At 70.1% G+C, this 15133-nt stretch carries 14 protein-coding genes, 1 other RNA gene and 1 pseudogene; 11 read left to right on the top strand and 5 right to left on the bottom strand.

What is annotated here, in order from left to right; genetic code table 11:
• The first annotated feature begins 11 nt into the window (after positions 1-11).
• An RNA gene (rnpB, locus tag DGO_RS21190) (RNase P RNA component class A) lies at positions 12-439 on the top strand.
• A 94-nt stretch (positions 440-533) separates the two neighbouring features.
• Here the strand turns inward: rnpB and DGO_RS10865 are convergent.
• Positions 534-884 carry a DUF423 domain-containing protein gene (locus DGO_RS10865; protein ID WP_043802090.1) on the bottom strand — a complete coding sequence of 117 codons (351 nt, stop codon included), beginning with the start codon at positions 882-884 and terminating at the stop codon, positions 534-536.
• Between the two features lie 239 nt (positions 885-1123).
• On the opposite strand from DGO_RS10865, the gene mraZ reads away from it, so the two are divergent.
• The 7 genes from mraZ (at position 1124) to DGO_RS10830 (ending at position 8442) form a co-directional block, all read left to right on the top strand.
• On the top strand, positions 1124-1552 hold the full coding sequence (mraZ, locus tag DGO_RS10860; RefSeq protein ID WP_014685567.1) for a division/cell wall cluster transcriptional repressor MraZ: 429 nt from the start codon (positions 1124-1126) through the stop codon (positions 1550-1552).
• 2 nt (positions 1553-1554) lie between these two features.
• Positions 1555-2469: a 16S rRNA (cytosine(1402)-N(4))-methyltransferase RsmH gene (rsmH, locus tag DGO_RS10855; protein WP_043802087.1), complete on the top strand. Its 915-nt coding sequence runs from the start codon at positions 1555-1557 to the stop codon at positions 2467-2469.
• Positions 2466-2834 (top strand): hypothetical protein, encoded by a 369-nt coding sequence (locus DGO_RS10850; RefSeq protein ID WP_043802084.1) that lies wholly within the window; start codon positions 2466-2468, stop codon positions 2832-2834. The genes rsmH and DGO_RS10850 overlap by 4 nt, the downstream gene beginning before the upstream one ends.
• A complete protein-coding gene (locus DGO_RS10845) occupies positions 2825-4180 on the top strand; it encodes a peptidoglycan D,D-transpeptidase FtsI family protein (RefSeq protein ID WP_014685564.1) in 1356 nt (451 codons plus the stop codon). Before DGO_RS10850 ends, DGO_RS10845 begins: the two co-directional genes overlap by 10 nt.
• 586 nt (positions 4181-4766) lie before the next feature.
• Complete coding sequence (locus tag DGO_RS23840) at positions 4767-5303, top strand: 3D domain-containing protein (protein ID WP_043802081.1); 537 nt, start codon at positions 4767-4769, stop codon at positions 5301-5303.
• Positions 5304-5406: 103 nt separating this feature from the next.
• On the top strand, positions 5407-6609 hold the full coding sequence (locus DGO_RS10835; RefSeq protein WP_043802077.1) for an ABC transporter permease: 1203 nt from the start codon (positions 5407-5409) through the stop codon (positions 6607-6609).
• Positions 6610-7410: 801 nt separating this feature from the next.
• Entirely contained in the window at positions 7411-8442 is a 1032-nt protein-coding gene (locus tag DGO_RS10830) for a PEGA domain-containing protein (protein WP_014685559.1), read from the top strand.
• Between the two features lie 43 nt (positions 8443-8485).
• Here DGO_RS10830 and DGO_RS10825 read toward each other — a convergent pair whose 3' ends face one another.
• Both DGO_RS10825 and DGO_RS10820 read right to left on the bottom strand, forming a co-directional pair.
• Complete coding sequence (locus tag DGO_RS10825) at positions 8486-8959, bottom strand: NUDIX hydrolase (RefSeq protein ID WP_014685558.1); 474 nt, start codon at positions 8957-8959, stop codon at positions 8486-8488.
• A 130-nt stretch (positions 8960-9089) separates the two neighbouring features.
• A pseudogene (locus DGO_RS10820) lies at positions 9090-9711 on the bottom strand (MazG nucleotide pyrophosphohydrolase domain-containing protein).
• 39 nt (positions 9712-9750) lie between these two features.
• Between DGO_RS10820 and aat the strand changes: the two are divergent.
• Together aat and DGO_RS10810 are read left to right on the top strand one after the other, a co-directional pair.
• Positions 9751-10374 (top strand): leucyl/phenylalanyl-tRNA--protein transferase, encoded by a 624-nt coding sequence (gene aat / locus DGO_RS10815; protein WP_014685557.1) that lies wholly within the window; start codon positions 9751-9753, stop codon positions 10372-10374.
• Between the two features lie 115 nt (positions 10375-10489).
• Entirely contained in the window at positions 10490-11059 is a 570-nt protein-coding gene (locus tag DGO_RS10810; protein WP_014685556.1) for a DoxX family protein, read from the top strand.
• Positions 11060-11287: 228 nt separating this feature from the next.
• On the opposite strand, the gene DGO_RS10805 is transcribed toward DGO_RS10810, so the two are convergent.
• Complete coding sequence (locus tag DGO_RS10805; protein WP_083847276.1) at positions 11288-11863, bottom strand: DUF1990 domain-containing protein; 576 nt, start codon at positions 11861-11863, stop codon at positions 11288-11290.
• A 192-nt stretch (positions 11864-12055) separates the two neighbouring features.
• Positions 12056-13366 carry an Nramp family divalent metal transporter gene (locus DGO_RS10800; RefSeq protein ID WP_014685554.1) on the bottom strand — a complete coding sequence of 437 codons (1311 nt, stop codon included), beginning with the start codon at positions 13364-13366 and terminating at the stop codon, positions 12056-12058.
• 118 nt (positions 13367-13484) lie between these two features.
• On the opposite strand from DGO_RS10800, the gene serA reads away from it, so the two are divergent.
• Positions 13485-15110: a phosphoglycerate dehydrogenase gene (gene serA, locus DGO_RS10795; RefSeq protein WP_014685553.1), complete on the top strand. Its 1626-nt coding sequence runs from the start codon at positions 13485-13487 to the stop codon at positions 15108-15110.
• Positions 15111-15133 lie beyond the last annotated feature (23 nt).

Below are 15133 nucleotides of genomic sequence, written 5' to 3'. Positions count from 1 at the left end.
TGCTCGCGGGCGCGGGGGAATGCACGGTCGCGCCCAGGAGACTGGGTGAGGAAAGTCCGGGCACCGCAGGGTAAGGATGCCAGCTAACGGCTGGTCGGCGAGTCGAGCACCCACACCGGCGTCTTCAGGTGCGGGCAGCGGCGAAGTCGAAGGACAGTGCCACAGAAACCAGACCGCCGCGCTCCGGCGCAAGCGACGCCCCGGCGCGGGCGGGAGCGCGGTCAGGGTGAAACGGTGCGGTAAGAGCGCACCAGGCCCCCCGGAGACGGGGAGCGCTGGTAAACCCCATCCGGTGCAAGACCCGACAGTGCGCGAGGGCGGCCCGCCCGTTGACCGCCAGGATGGTCGCTTGAGGCGTGTGGCGACACCCGTCCCAGAGAGATGACCGCGCAGCCACGCGAGTGGTGGACAGAACCCGGCTTACAGTTCCCCCGCACCAAAGACGCGCTCCCACCTGCAACCCGGGTGGGGGCGTGGTCTTGGGCGTGGGAGACGACCTTTACACCCCCGCCCCGTGTGCCGGGGCAGCTCCCCTACTTTCCCGCGTCCAGCGCCGCCACCACCAGCCCCGCGATGAGCAGCAGCCCCCCGATGGGCGTGATCGCCCCCAGCCAGCGCACGCCGCTCAGCGAGAGCACGTACAGGGTGCCGCTGAAGATGACGGCTCCGGCGAGCAGCAGCACCGGCGCGCGGGTCTGGCCCACCTGGGTGCCCAGCACCATCAGGGCGAGGGCGGCGTACATCTGGTAACGCACGCCGGTCTCGAAGTTGGCGAGCATCTGGGGGTCCAGGCGTTCGCGCAGGGCGTGGGCCCCGAAGGCCCCGAAGGCCACCCCCAGGGCGGCGAGAACGGCTCCGGTTTGCAGGGCGATTTGGGCACGCATGGCCCCACGCTAGCCGCCGGTCGGGGGCGCGCATGTCCCGCCGCCGCCGCCCCGGTGGGAAGGGCTTCATGAGTGCAGGGAGTTCGGTGGGGCGCGGTGGGAAGCGGTGGTAAATGGTGGGGGGGCTTGTTACACTTCCTTAACAGTCTGGAGGTGCGCCCAGCGCAGGTCCAGACTGCGCCGCCGCTCCCACCTGGCCTCAGGGCCAGTGGGAGGCGGTGGGGAAGCGAGGAGCGAAGGTGCCGTTTGGAGAGTATCCGTACACCATCGACGACAAGGGCCGCGTGGTCATGCCACCCGCCTTTCGGGATTTCGTCGAGGACGGCATGATCCTCACGCGCGGTATGGAAGGCTGTCTCTACGTGTTTCCGCTGTCCAGTTGGCGGCGGGTCGAAGAACAACTCGAGGGCCTGCCCCTCACCGACGCCGATTCGCGCGCCTTCGTCCGCTTCTTTTATTCCGGGGCCAGCAAGGCCCGGCTCGACAACCAGAGCCGCGTCTCCGTGCCCCAGACCCTGCGGGCCTTCGCGGGCCTGGAGGGCGACGTGATCGTGGCCGGCGCGCCCGGACGCCTGGAATTCTGGGCTCCGGCGCGCTGGGAAGCCGCCATCACGGCCGTGCAGGACCATCCGCCCAAACCTGACCTTCTCGCCAACTTCGTGGCGTAACTATGACGATCCCCCCTGCCGACTCCGCTCCCCCCTCCGACCTCTCTCATATCCCCGTGCTGGCCCCGCAGGTGCTCGGCGCGCTCGAACCCGCTCCCGGCAAGGTCTTCGTGGACGGCACCCTGGGCGGCGCGGGCCACACCCGGCTGCTGCTCGGCGCCGGGGCGACCGTGTACGGCATCGACCAGGACCCCTACGCCCTGGAGCGTGCCCGCGCCGCCCGGATTCCGGGCCTGCATGTCCTGGAAGGCAACTACCGCGACATGGCCGCGCTGCTCGCCGCCGAAGGCGTCACGCAGGTGGACGGCGTACTGCTCGACATCGGCGTGAGCAGCTTCCAGCTCGACGACGGCGAACGCGGCTTCTCGTACCACACCGAAGCGCCGCTGGACATGCGCATGAGCCAGTCGGGCGAGAGCGCCGCCGACGTGGTCAACACCTACGACGAGGCCGACCTCGCCGCGATCATCTACGAGTACGGCGAGGACCGGCTCTCGCGCCGCATCGCCCGCGCCATCGTGTACGCGCGCGAAAAGGCCCCCATCGAGACGACCGTGGCCCTGGCCGACATCGTCAAGCGGGCCTACCCCGGGTTTTCCAAGGGCATTCACCCCGCGCGGCGGACCTTCCAGGCCCTACGCATCCACGTGAACGACGAACTCGGCGCCCTGCGCGCGGGCCTCGAAGCGGCCGAGGGCCTGCTGCGGCCCGGTGGGCGGCTGGCGGTCATCAGCTTCCACTCGCTCGAGGACCGCATCGTCAAGCGCTACCTGCTGGGCAGCGAGACCCTCACGCCCCTGACCAAGCGCCCGCTGGTGGCCTCCGAGGAGGAGCAGGCCGGCAACCCCCGTGCCCGCAGCGCCAAACTGCGCTCGGCCCAGAAGCGCGCCCCTGGCGACGTAGGCGTGCAGCCGTGAGCGCCGCGCGCTGGGCCTTCGACACTACGCCCGTCACGTGGCAGCGGCGCACGCTGCGCTACCTGGCGATCTATCTGGCGCTCGCGCTGCTGCTGGTGGGGGCGCGGTACCTCAGCCAGGACGTGCGCCCGGACCTGCGCGCCGCCCAGCAGCGCGAAGAGGAGCTGATCGCCATGCGCGACGACCTGACGGTGCGCGTGCAGGCGGCGACCACCCCCCAGAAGGTCCAGACCTGGGCCACGGAAAACGGAATGCAGCGTTTCGCGGAGAGCCGCAAGGCCGTGCGCGATCTGGGCGCCGCCGCCGTGACCCCGCCCCCGGCCGACACCGCCCGCGACCTCGAGGTGAAGACACAATGGAAGTAAAGATCCGCAACCGCTCCCGCATGATGCAGCTGCTCGCCCTGTTCATGTTCGCCTCGCTGGTGTGGGCCTACGCGCAGCTCGAATGGGGGATGCCGCAGGGGGCCGGCCGGACCTCGCCCACGCCGCGCGGCGCGATCCTCGCGGCCGACGGGTCGGTGCTGGCGCGCACGGTCGGCAAGAACCGGATCTATCCCCAGGGCACGCTGGCCGGGCAGATCATCGGCATGATGGGCGACAGCAGCGGCCTCGAAGGTCTGGAAGCCGCCTACAACCGCGACCTGGAAAGCGGGCAGGCCCTCAAGCTGACCATCGACCCGCGCACGCAGGCCAATGCCGAAGCCGCGCTGGCCGAGGGCGTCAAGTCCCACCAGGGCGAATACGGTTCGGTCGTGGTCATCGAGACGCGCACCGGGCGCGTGCTGGCCGCCGCGAGCTACCCGCCCTTCGACCCCAACTCCTGGCGCGACTACAGCGCCGAGACGCGGCGCAACCGCCCCTTCCTCGACGTGTTCGAGCCGGGCTCGACGGTCAAGGGGCTGGTGGTGGCCGCTGCCCTCAACGAAAACCTCACGACCCCCTCGACCGTCTACGACACCCCCATGCGCCGCCACGTCGGGGGCCGCTGGGGCAGCACCATCGGGGACGCGGTGCAGCACCCCGCCACCCTGACCACCAAGCAGGTGTTGCGGTACAGCAGCAACGTGGGCATGAGCCACATCGTCGAGCACTTCCCGGCCGAGAAACTGCGCAACTACCTCACGAACTACGGCTTTGGGCAGGACGTGCAGCTGCCCACCGTTTCGGCCGCCACCGGCCGCCTGCAACCGCTGCGCAAATGGGACGACCTCGTGCGCGCGACCAACGCCTTCGGGCAGGGCATGAGCAGCACCACGCTGCAACTCGCCGCCGCCTACAACACGCTGGCCAACGACGGCATGTACCTCTCGCCCCGGCTGGTCGAGGGCGCGGGTGTGGGTGAGCGCCGCGAGGTCATCGGGCCCGGCACTGCCCGTGAGATTCGCAGCCTGCTCGAATCGGTGGTCTCCGAGGGCATCAAGCACCAGGCGGGCATCGAGGGCTACGCGCTCGCGGGCAAGACCGGCACGGCGCAGGTCGTCGTGGACGGCAAGTACAGCGCGACCGTCTACGACAGCACCTTCGCGGGGTTTTTCCCGGCCGACGCCCCGCGCGTGACGGTCGCGGTGATGGTCCACGGGGCCAAGGTCAACTATCACGGCTCCATGCTCGCGGCCCCCATCTACAAGCAGATCGCCTCGGGCCTGATCTCCGAGTGGGGCACCGCGCCCAAGCTCGAAGCGCCCAAACCCGAACCCGCCACGCCCTGAACCGCCGGGCGGCCTCTCCTGCCGGACCGTCAGCCCCGGCTGTCCGGCAGGCGGCAGGCGTGACCCTGGCCCTGGAGATGAGTGTGAGGTGAGTGGCGGGTGCGCTCTGGCCGTCGCCTGACTGGGGCCGGACAGGGGAAAGGCGGCCCTTTGTCACCGATCCCACTCAATCCGGACAGATGGGACTACAAATACGACTCTGGAGACGCTTCGCCATCCTCTGACGACCAGTATTCTCATTCTCATCATGAGAGGATGAGGGTCGGAGTTGCCTCTTGTCTCATCTCGAAAAGACGCGGCAGCGGCGGAAATAAATAGAACGATATGAAATAGTCCACTCCTGAAAAATCTAAAGATGAGAAGAAAAAGCTCATGTCCTCACGAGACTGCCAGTCCACGCCTCTAGGCTGAACGGCGTACGGGCAGACGCCACTGGGCTTCACGCGCCGCCGCCGACTTGGCGGATCACGTTCCCAGTCCGAGCGACACCGACACTTTTTTTTGCATCCGAAACGCAGCGCAGAGCGTGACCGTGGCCTCCCGGCCCCGTCGCTGCTCCGTGCCCCCGATTGTTCAGGAGATGTCCATGCCCCAAAAGCACCTCGCCGCCCCGCTGCTCCTCGCCCTGTCCACCGTCGCCGGCGCCCTGCCCGCGCTGCCCGCCGACAAGGTGATTTCCGGAGCCGTGTGGTCGGCGCTGAGTCAGCCCGCCGCGCCCCAGCCTGCCCCCGCACCCCAGAGTGCCCAGCAGGCCGCCGCCCAGGAATACATCCAGGAGACGATGGCGGCGACCTCGCGCTCCGGGCGCAGCGCCGTGGCCCGCGCCACCGCCTACAACAGCCTCTCGGGTCAGACCGACAGCACGCCGCACATCACCGCGACGGGCACCCGCACCCGCCCCGGTGTGGTGGCGCTGAGCCGCGACCTGCTGCGCAGCTTTCCCTACGGCAGCCGCGTGACCCTGCAGGACCTCTCGGGCCGCTACAACTTCGGCAACCGCGTGTTCATCGTGGAGGACACGATGGCCGCCCGCAAGACCGGCAGCATCGACATCTGGATGGGCAGCTACCGCGACGCCATGAACTTCGGTGCCCGGCAGGTCCGCATCACCGCCGTCCGCTGAGCGCCTGAACGCGCCGGCCTGACCGGCCGGGCCACCAGGGACCCGGCCGGTCGCCTGTTCTCCGGCAGGGCGGAGCCGTCCCATGCTCTAAGCTTCGGCCCACATGCCCGGCTTCCGCCTTCCTTCCCGCGCGCCCGGTGCGGCGACCCCCGACCTCGCCTGGACCCTGGCCCGCGCGCACCTCAGCCGCCGCCGGACCCAGAACCTGCTGACCGTGCTGGGCATCGCCGTGGGCGTGATGGTCCTGATCGCCGCCCTGAGCCTCACGAACGGCTTTACCCGCGCGCTGGTGAACGCGACCCTGCGTGCCAGTCCGCACCTGAGCCTGACCTCCTTCGCGCCCGCCGGGGCCGACCCTGCGCTGGAGCGCACCATCCGCGCCGACCGCCGGGTCGAAGCCTACACCCCCTTCGTGGCCGACAAGGGGCTGCTGACCCGGCCCGCCAGCGAGGGCCGCGCGGCGGGCGTGGACTTCACGACCCTGTTCGGCGTGGGGCCGTCGGCCGCGCGGGTGCTGCAACTGCCCGAGCTGGCGAATGCCCAGCTGGCCGACCTCAAAGACGGCGAGGTGCTGCTGGGCGCGGCCCTGGCCCGCAGCGTGGGGGCCTTCAGCGGCGACGAGGTGCGGCTGCTCAACAGCACTCAGCGCCGCGCGACCCTCAAGGTCCGGGGCCTGTTCAGCACCGGCAACTACCTCATCGACAGCGGCTACGCCTTCACCAACATCGCGACGCTGCAACAGCTCCAGGGCACGGCCGATATCACCGGCTACCAGTTGCGCCTGTACAACCCCGACCAGGCCCGCGCGGTGGGGGAGAGCCTGACCCGTACGGTCGCCTACGCGCCGCTGCCCTGGCAGGACCTGTACGGCACGCTGCTCGACCAGCTCGCGCTGCAAAAACGGGTCATCGCCTTCGTGGTGTTCCTGATCGTGATCGTGGCGGCCTTCGGGATCGCCAACGTACTGACGCTGGCCGTGTTCGAAAAGACGCAGGAAATCGCCATCCTGCGCGCCATCGGGGCCACGCGCGGCGTCATCACGCGGACCTTCGTCATCGAGGGCCTCGCGCTGGGTCTCGCGGGGCTGCTGCTGGGCAACCTGCTGGGCCTGGGCATCAGCGCGTATTTCACGGTGCGGCCCTTCACGCTGCCGGGCGACCTGTACTTCATCACCGCCCTGCCGGTCGAGGTCCGGGCCAGCGACCTGCTGTGGGTCAACGCAGTCGGTCTGGGCACCACGCTGCTCGCCGCCCTGATTCCTGCCCGGCGCGCCGCCAGCGTGGAGCCGGCCCGCATCATCCGCTGAGCGCGGGGTCGGCGGCTCCGGAGGCCCGGGGGCAGATGGTCCGCCCGGTTGAGCCAGTGGAGGGCCGCCCGCCCCGGCGCCACGGTCAGCCGCGCGGTGCCGGTGTTGTCCAGGCGCAGGACCGGCCCGCCGTCTTCCGGCGAGGGCAGGCCCAGCAGCTCGGCCAGCAGGTAGCCCGCGAAGTCGTGGTGGGTGATCAGGACGGCCACCTGCGCGGGGTCGGGACCGCACAGGGCCGCCGCCCCAGGGCTGACCGATCAGCTTCTCCGGCCAGACCAGCGGCGGGCAACCAGAGCGCGGCGGGGCGTGATCCTGGCCGGCGACAGGATGAACACCCGTCTGCACGCCCCGTGCTGAGCCTGCCGCACTCGTAGGTGGCCGCGAGGCCCTGAACGGGCAGGCCCAGAGTGCCAGCGGCGCAGCCGTCTGCGCTGCGCGAGGGGGCAGCCCGGAAAACGGTGACGTGACTGGGCCACATTCCCCTATGCCGCCCACCCGGCCAGACGCCGCGCCTGCCGGTGGCCCAGGGGCGGGCGGGCCAGGCAGGCGGCCGCTCGTCTCTCCAGGCTGAAGTTCCAGGACACCGCTCGCCGACTGGCCGTGCCGGATCGGAAGGAAGGCCATGTCGGCAACTGAAGCGTGCGGCAGGCCCCCAGGGGACCCGTAGGACAGGGGAACGTGCCAGCCTGACCGGGCCGTCACCTTCCTGACGGTGGGCTGAACCACTATTAATATTCGGCGCAGGGAGGCTCATGGCCCGTCAAGTTCCGGCCCGTAGGCTACGTCTCGGAGGAACCACCCATGAAAAAGTTTCTGATGATTCCGGCCGCGCTGCTCGCCAGCACCGCGTTCGCCGCCCCCAAGATCAGCGCCCAGAGCATCATCGTGAACCCCGCACAGCCCGACCTCAGCGTCAGCGTGCGCGTGAACAAGGACTCCACCGGCAACGCCAACCCCGGCTACCGCGTGGGCGAGAACATCAGCATCAGCACGACCGTCAACCGTGACGCCTACGTGTACCTGTTCAACGTGGACAGCACCGGCGAAGTGACCCAGATCCTGCCCAACCGTATCCAGGGCGGCGGCAACTTCGTGAAGGCCAACACCACCGCCGTGTTCCCCGGCGCGGGCGCGGGCTTCACCTACAGCGTGGACGGTCAGGTCGGCCTGAACAAGGTTCTGGCCCTCGCCAGCACCACCGAGCTGAACCTCGACCAGCTCTCCAACTTCAGCGGCCAGGACCAGTTCGCCACCGTGAACGCCAAGGGCCAGGACGGCCTCGCCCAGGCGCTGAGCATCGTCGTCAACCCCATCCCCCAGAACACCTGGGTCAGCGACACCGCCTTCTTCAGCGTCGTGGCCGCCAACCCCGTGACCACCGGCAACCTGTTCGTCGGCACCAACGTGCCCGGCGCCAGCGTGATCCTCAACGGCCGCACCCTGGGCAGTGCGAACACCACCTACACCGGCCTCGCCGCCGGCAGCTACCCCGTGCGTGTGCGCGCTCCGGGCTACGCCGACTACACCACGACCATCGCCATCCGCGCCAACACGACGACCAACCTGAACGTCGAGTTCTCGCGCACCACGACTCCCGTGACGACCACCCCGACCAACACGGCCGGCTACACGGTCGCCCTGCGCAGCAGCGTGAACGGCGCGCGCGTGTTCGTGGACGGCACCGAGTCCGGCACCATCCAGAACGGCGGCCTGAACCTGAGCGTGTCGCGCGGCGCCCACGAGATCGTGGTCATCGCCCCCGGCTACCGCACCTTCGTGAACAACTACAACGTCACGCAGAACGGTCAGATCACCATCAACCCCACCCGCTGAGCCCCAGGCTCCGCGCACAGGCCCCCGCTCCGGCGGGGGTTTTTCAGGTTTCGGCCGGGCCCTGGGTGAGTAGGTCGTGCAGCACGCGCGCCGTCATGCCCCAGATGTCGTGGCCCTGCCAGGGGTAGCGGTACAGCGGTACGGGCGTGCCGTCGGGTAGCCGCCGCGTTTCGCGCAGCACCGTCAGGGCGCGCAGTTCGGCCAGGGTGGGGCAGATGATCTGCGCGACCTCGGGCGTGCGGACCAGCGGCAGCCCGGCCGGAATGCGGGCCAGCACCGGCGTCACGTGGAACCCGACCGGCGTGAACACGTCGTCGAGTTCGCCCAGCACCTGCGCGGCGCCGGGGGGCAGCCCGACCTCCTCCCAGGCCTCGCGCAGCGCCGCCTGCGTGGGTGTCTCGCCCGGCTCCAGACTGCCCCCCGGAAAGGCGATCTGGCCCTTGTGGGTGGGCAGTTCCGAGGAGCGCACCGTCAGGATCACGCGCGGGCTCGCCTCGCGGGTCAGGGCCACGAGCACGGCGGCGCGGCGGTAGTGGGGCAGGTCCAGGGCCGCGCGCTGACGCCCCCCCAGCCACAGCCCCCCAGGGGTCGGCCTGGAGGTCGTCGAGCGGGTCGGGTGCGGAGGTCATGACCGGGCCGCCCGCATCTCAGGCCACCTCGTCGGGCAGCCCGGCCAGCGTGGTCTGCACGCGTTCCCGCAGCGCCAGCTCCGGGTCCACGCCCAGCGCGCGCGCCCAGGCGACGGCCCCGGCCAGCACTTCGGCCACGCCCTGCGCCGTGTCGGGCGCGGCAGCGAGGCGCGCGGCGAGGGCTTCGCGGGTGTCTGGAGGGGTCCCCGCAAGATTCTGGGCCTTGGCCTCGCGCGCCAGTGCCCCCAGGCCGGCAGGCACCCGGTCGGCGGCGCGCCGGGGCCGGCCGCCGCGCTCGGCCGCCTTGATGGCCTGCCAGTTGCGCGTGACCTCGTCGCTGCCGGCGACCTCCGTGTCGGCAAAGACGTGCGGGTGGCGCCGGACCAGCTTCTCGACGATGCCGCGCTCGACCGCCGCGTAGTCGAACGTCCCCTGCTCCTCGGCGATCCACGCTGTGGAAGGCCACCTGGAGCAGCACGTCGCCCAGCTCGCCAGGCAGGTCGGGGGTGCCCACGGCGTCGGCGGCCTCGGCCGCTTCTTCCAGCAGGTAGGGGCGCAGCGATTCGTGGGTCTGCTCCTGGTCCCATGGGCAGCCGCCGGGCGCGCGCAGGCGCCGCATCACGTCGAGAAGTTCCTGCATGTCCCGGAGTGTAGAGCAGGGCGTTACCCTGGGCAGGCCATGCCCACTGCCGACGCCTTCTTGCACCACCCCGACCGCCTGACCCGTGAGGTCGCGCGCGCCTACGCGCAGGGGGCCTTCCTGATGGACAACGGCGACGGCCCGCAGTTCTACGGCGTGCAGGACCGCGCGCTGGTGCCGCTGACCGAGGCCGCCGGCCTGCACGTCGCCCGGCGGCTGCGGCGCGAGCTGCCGCGTTTTGGGGCCCGGCTCGACACCGCCTTCGCGGCCGTCGTCGAGGGCTGCCGGGGCCGCCTGCCCGGCGCGCCCGAGCGCGACGGCGAATGGATCAGCGACGAGCTGGCCGAAATCTACCTGCACCTGCACGGCACCGGGCTGGCCCACTCCTTCGAGGTCTGGCGCGGCGGCGAGCTGGCCGGCGGCGTGCTGGGGCTGGCGCTGGGCGGGGCCTTCATCGCCGAGAGCAAGTTTCACCGCGTGACCAACGCGAGCAAGGCGGCGCTGGTGCTGCTGGCCGGGCACCTGCACGCGCGCGGCTTCACGCTGCTCGACGCCCAGATCCAGAACAGCCACATCGCCACCCTGGGCGTGTACGAGATCGCGGAGGCGGCCTACCGGCCCCTGCTGGCCGGGGCGCTGCGCGCCGACGTGTCGCTGGTCTAGGCCGGCCTGACTGGCGCGGTTTCTCAAGCCCGGATCAATCTTTCTGACGTGCCGGTCATGTGCGGCTGCCACCATGAGGGCGTCCGGCCCCGGCAGTGGGCCACAAAGGAGCTTCATGATCCAGTCCCCGGCCGCCCGGCTCCCGAAGGCCCTGCCCGACTCGCCCCTCACCCGTTTTCTCTTTGCCGACGCCCGTATGGCCCCGGTGTGGCTGCTCGCGCGGCTGTACGTAGGTTGGATGTGGCTCGAATCCGGGCTGGGCAAGGTGGGCAGCCCCGAATGGACCGGCGCGCAGGCCGGCGAGGGGGTGCGCGGGTTCCTGCGCGGAGCCATCGAGAAGGCCGGCGGTGAATCGCCGGACGTGTCGGGCTGGTACGCCCGGTTTCTGGAAACGGTGGCCCTGCCCAACGCGCCGCTGTTTTCCTACCTGGTGGCCTACGGCGAGCTGGCCGTGGGCATCGCCCTGATCCTGGGCCTGCTGACCGGTCTGGCGGCTTTTTTCGGCGGCGTCATGAACCTTGCCTACCTGCTCGCGGGCACGCTGTCGAGCAATCCGCTGCTGCTGGTGGGGGCGGCGCTGCTGGTCGCCGCGTGGCGTGTGGCGGGCTGGTGGGGCCTGGACCGTTTCGTGCTGCCGCGCCTGACCCGGCACGCCCTGGCCCCGCCGGTCCGCATACGGAGCTAAACAGAGCAGAGGACGTGTTGTGTGTGCCCTCAGCGCAAAATTCGGAGGGACTAAGGCTTGCCCTTGGTCCCTCCGAATCGAGTGCCTGACAAAGACAGGGGTTGGAAGTGGAATGCAGGGGCGTGCTGTCGGCCTCTCGACGGGACTGGAAACGTACTTTTGCGTCCCGGACAATGGATGTGGCTCAGACGCTGAAAACGGTTCCCACCCATCACAGACCCGGGGACTTCAGGAGCCAGAAGCGCGAGTGGAACGGCACATGTTCCGGAGATACGCCTTCGACCCCGCTCGCTGCGCCAGGGTGGCGAGCGGCTGCGCCACCCTCATGAGGGGCCCCGTAGGACGCGAATAGGCCCGGAGGCTGAACGTCACGCGCTGGTCTGCGTGGAAGTCCACCTGGAAGCGCTCCTCCCCGCATTCGGGATGGCCAGGGAGGGTGCCGTATGTATAGCCGTACTCGGCAGGCGAGTCAGTCACAGCCACCACCCGGCACCCGAACACCCAGGTCAGCGGTCCGAAGAACGCTTCGAGCAGCACCGTCTGACCCACGCGCGGCGGTCCATCGGCGTGGAGACGCAACCACGTCAATCGGTGCGTCTGCCATTCCATCAGCGCCGCACACGCGCGCTCGAAGCACGCCGGGCCATAGCCCAGTAAGACGCTCTCGTTCATCGTCTGCATGCCTGGAGGAACTTCCGGCAGAGCGGTCATTCCAGCAGGCGCGTAGGAAAGCTCTGCGCTGCGCAATCGATCCATGATCTCTTTCCGGCGCTGCTCCTGGGGAGGAAAAAGGAACACCGGCATGGTCGAAGCCTACCTTGCGGGACCTCTTGCTGGAGGGGAGCATGCATGGGGATCCTCTTGGCGCTCGCGCGAGGCGGCCACGGTCCCGTTCATGTCGTCAGCGGCTCCATGGGTTCAGGCGCGCAGACCCTGGGGCCGAGCGGCAGAAAGCGGGAAGGCCGCGACGCCCCCCGCCTCTCTGGAACTGCCCGTTTAGCTGCCCGTAAACGTGCCCCACAGCAGGTAGAGGTTCAGGCCGATGATGACCGAGGCGAACACCCAGCCCAGCCCCGTCACGAGTGGGCGGCTGACCAGCGTGCCCATCACGTCGCGCCGGGCGGTGAACAGCAGCAGCGGCACGAGCGCGAAGGGCACCCCGAAACTCAGGATGACCTGCGAGAGCACCAGCGTGGCGGTCGGGTCCAGGCCCAGCAGGATCACGATGAAGGCGGGCAGCATGGTCAGCGTGCGGCGCAGCCACAGCGGAATGCTGAAGCCCACGAAGCCCTGCATGATGACCTGCCCGGCCATGGTGCCCACCGCGCTGCTGCTCAGGCCGCTGGCGAGCAGGGCCACGGCGAAGGCGACGGCGGCGGCCGGCCCCAGCAGCGGCGTCAGCGTCTGGTAGGCGGTTTCCAGGTCGCCCGCATTCTCGACGTTCTTGCCGTAGAAGGTCGCGGCGGCCACGGCCAGCATGCTCATGTTGATCAGGCCGGCCAGTCCCATCGCGGCGATCACGTCCACGCGGTTCAGGCGGGCCAGGTGCCGCTTCTGTTCGTCGCTGGCGGTGGGCACGCGCCCCTGGGTCAGCGCCGAGTGCAGGTAGATGACGTGCGGCATGACGGTCGCGCCGATGATGCCCACCGCCAGATAGACGCTGCCGGTGCCCTGGAAACTGGGTACGAAGCCTGCCCCCAGCGCCGCGAGGTCGGGCCGGGCCAGCACGAACTGGGTCAGGTACGCCACCCCGATGACGAGCACGAAGCCGCCGATCACCAGTTCCAGTGGCCGGAAGCCCCGCCCCTGCAGGGTAAGCAGCCAGAAGGTGATGACCCCGGTGATCGCCGCGCCCCAGATGAGCGGCAGCCCGGTGAGCAGGTGGATGGCGATGGCCGCCCCGATGAACTCCGCGAGGTCGGTCGCCATCGCCACGATCTCGGCCTGCACCCAGTAGAACCACACGACCGGCCGGGGCCAGCGTTTGCCGATCACCTGCGGGAGGTTCTGGCCGGTGGCGATGCCCAGCTTGGCGCTGAGGTTCTGGATGAGCATCGCCATGAGGTTGGCCGCCAGGATCACCCACAGCAGGGCGTAGCCGTACTCGGCCCCGCCCTGGATATTGGTGGCGAAGTTGCCCGGGTCCATGTAGGCGATCGAGGCGATCACCGCCGGCCCGATGAAGGGCAGGACCCGCCCCAGTCCCCGGCGGTCGGTGCGGCGCGACAGGACATCGGTGGCCCGCTGCGTCATGCGGGCGTCGAGAGAGTCGGGCGGCAGACTGGCAGGGCGGGGCGTCTCGGACATGCTTCAGATTTTAGGCATACCTAAAAAGAAAAGCTAGTGTGCCTAAAGTGAGCGGCGGAGGCCGGGTCGGTCTAGCCCAGATGCCGCGTGCCGGGCGGGGGAGGCCTACGCTCTGGGGATGACAGCCGCCCTTTCCGCCACGCCGACAGAGGCCCGGACCGCGCCGCTGCGCGTGCTGATCTGCGACGAGATGAACCCCGGCAACCTGACGCACGAGGGCTTCGAGATCGACTACGAGGGCAACCTGGAGCGCGCCGAGACGCTGCGCCGCCTGCCCGAATACGACGCCCTGATCACCCGCAGCCGCACCAAGGTGGACCGCGAACTGATTGACGCCGCCGGGCCGCGCCTCAAGGTGATCGGGCGTGGCGGCGTGGGCGTGGACAACATCGACCTCGACTACGCGAGCCTGCGGGGCCTGCTCGTCCTGAACGCGCCCGAGAGCAACAACGTCTCGGCCGCCGAACTGGCCGTCATGCACCTGATGGCCGCCGCGCGCGGCCTGACCCGCAGCGACAGCAAGACCCGCGCCGGGCAGTGGGACCGCAAGTTCCTGGGGGTCGAACTCAAGGACAAGACGCTGGGGATCGTGGGGCTGGGGCGGATCGGCTCCATCGTGGCCGACCGCGCCCAGGGCCTGCGCCTGAAGGTGGTGGCCTTCGATCCCTATGTGCCGGCCAGCAAGTTCGAGCGCCAGGGGGTCGAGCGCGCGGAGACGCTCGACGACCTGCTCGCGCGGGTGGACTTCCTGACGGTCCACACCCCCCTGACCGAGGAGACGCAGGGCATGGTCGGCGAGCGCGAACTGGCGCTGCTGCGGCCCGGCGCGATCGTCGTGAACGCGGCGCGCGGGGGCATCGTCGAGGAGCGGGCGCTGGTGGCCGCGCTGGAATCGGGGCATCTCTTCGCCGCCGGGGTCGACGTGTTCGTGGACGAGCCGCCCACCCCCGACCATCATTTCCTGCGCGCGCCCAACCTGGGCATCACGGCGCACCTGGGGGCCAACACCTTCGAGGCCCAGGAGCGGGTGGGGGCCGAGATCGTCTCGCGCGTGCTCGACGCCCTGCACGGCGACGTGAGCAAGGGCGCGGTGAACGCCCCGGCCCTCGACGCCAAGACGCTCGGCGCCCTGGGCGGTTACCTCAAGCTGGGCGAGAAGCTCGGGCGCATCCTGGCGCAGCTGCTGCCCGGCGCGCACGACATCGAACTGACCTTCCGGGGCGAGTTCCCGGCCGACCCCGCCCCGGTGGTCACGGCGGCGCTCGTGGGCTACCTGTCGGGCAGCACCGACGAGAAGCCCAACCTCATCAACGCCCGCGCGCTGGCGAAGGAACGCGGCCTGAACATCGCGGTGCGCGAGGAGGGTGACAGCCCCGACTACCAGACCGAGGTGATCGTCAAGGTGACGGCCCACGGCCCCGACAAGGACCGCACGCGCACGGTGGGGGGCACGGTCTTCGGCCGCAGCCCGCGCCTGACCCGCCTGCGCGACTTCCGCGTCGAGCTGGAACCCGAGGGCTACATCCTGATTGCCAGCAACGAGGACAAGCCGGGCGCCGTCGCCAAGCTCAGCAACCTGCTGGGCACCTGGGGCGTGAACATCGCCGGGATGGCCCTGGGCCGCGCCGAGAAGGGCGGACAGGCGCTGTTCACCCTGACCCTCGACGACGGCCTGACCCCCGAACAGCTCCAGGCCATCCGCGACCTCGACGTGATCGAGTCGGCGTACCTGGTCCGGGCCTGAGGGTCGGGGGAAGCGGGGAGACC

It is taken from the genome of Deinococcus gobiensis I-0 (genome assembly GCF_000252445.1).
GTDB lineage: Bacteria > Deinococcota > Deinococci > Deinococcales > Deinococcaceae > Deinococcus > Deinococcus gobiensis.
This window is presented reverse-complemented; position numbering and strand designations above follow the sequence as displayed.

Bases quoted from the DNA above. Each gene is read 5' to 3' on its own strand.
- DGO_RS23840 (WP_043802081.1), top strand. From the start codon at position 4,767: ATGCCCCAAAAGCACCTCGCCGCCCCGCTGCTCCTCGCCCTGTCCACC.
- DGO_RS10865 (WP_043802090.1), bottom strand. From the start codon at position 884: ATGCGTGCCCAAATCGCCCTGCAAACCGGAGCCGTTCTCGCCGCCCTG.
- DGO_RS10845 (WP_014685564.1), top strand. From the start codon at position 2,825: ATGGAAGTAAAGATCCGCAACCGCTCCCGCATGATGCAGCTGCTCGCC.
- aat (WP_014685557.1), top strand. From the start codon at position 9,751: ATGCCCACTGCCGACGCCTTCTTGCACCACCCCGACCGCCTGACCCGT.
- DGO_RS10830 (WP_014685559.1), top strand. From the start codon at position 7,411: ATGAAAAAGTTTCTGATGATTCCGGCCGCGCTGCTCGCCAGCACCGCG.
- serA (WP_014685553.1), top strand. From the start codon at position 13,485: ATGACAGCCGCCCTTTCCGCCACGCCGACAGAGGCCCGGACCGCGCCG.
- DGO_RS10835 (WP_043802077.1), top strand. From the start codon at position 5,407: ATGCCCGGCTTCCGCCTTCCTTCCCGCGCGCCCGGTGCGGCGACCCCC.
- DGO_RS10805 (WP_083847276.1), bottom strand. From the start codon at position 11,863: ATGCCGGTGTTCCTTTTTCCTCCCCAGGAGCAGCGCCGGAAAGAGATC.
- rsmH (WP_043802087.1), top strand. From the start codon at position 1,555: ATGACGATCCCCCCTGCCGACTCCGCTCCCCCCTCCGACCTCTCTCAT.
- DGO_RS10800 (WP_014685554.1), bottom strand. From the start codon at position 13,366: ATGTCCGAGACGCCCCGCCCTGCCAGTCTGCCGCCCGACTCTCTCGAC.
- DGO_RS10810 (WP_014685556.1), top strand. From the start codon at position 10,490: ATGATCCAGTCCCCGGCCGCCCGGCTCCCGAAGGCCCTGCCCGACTCG.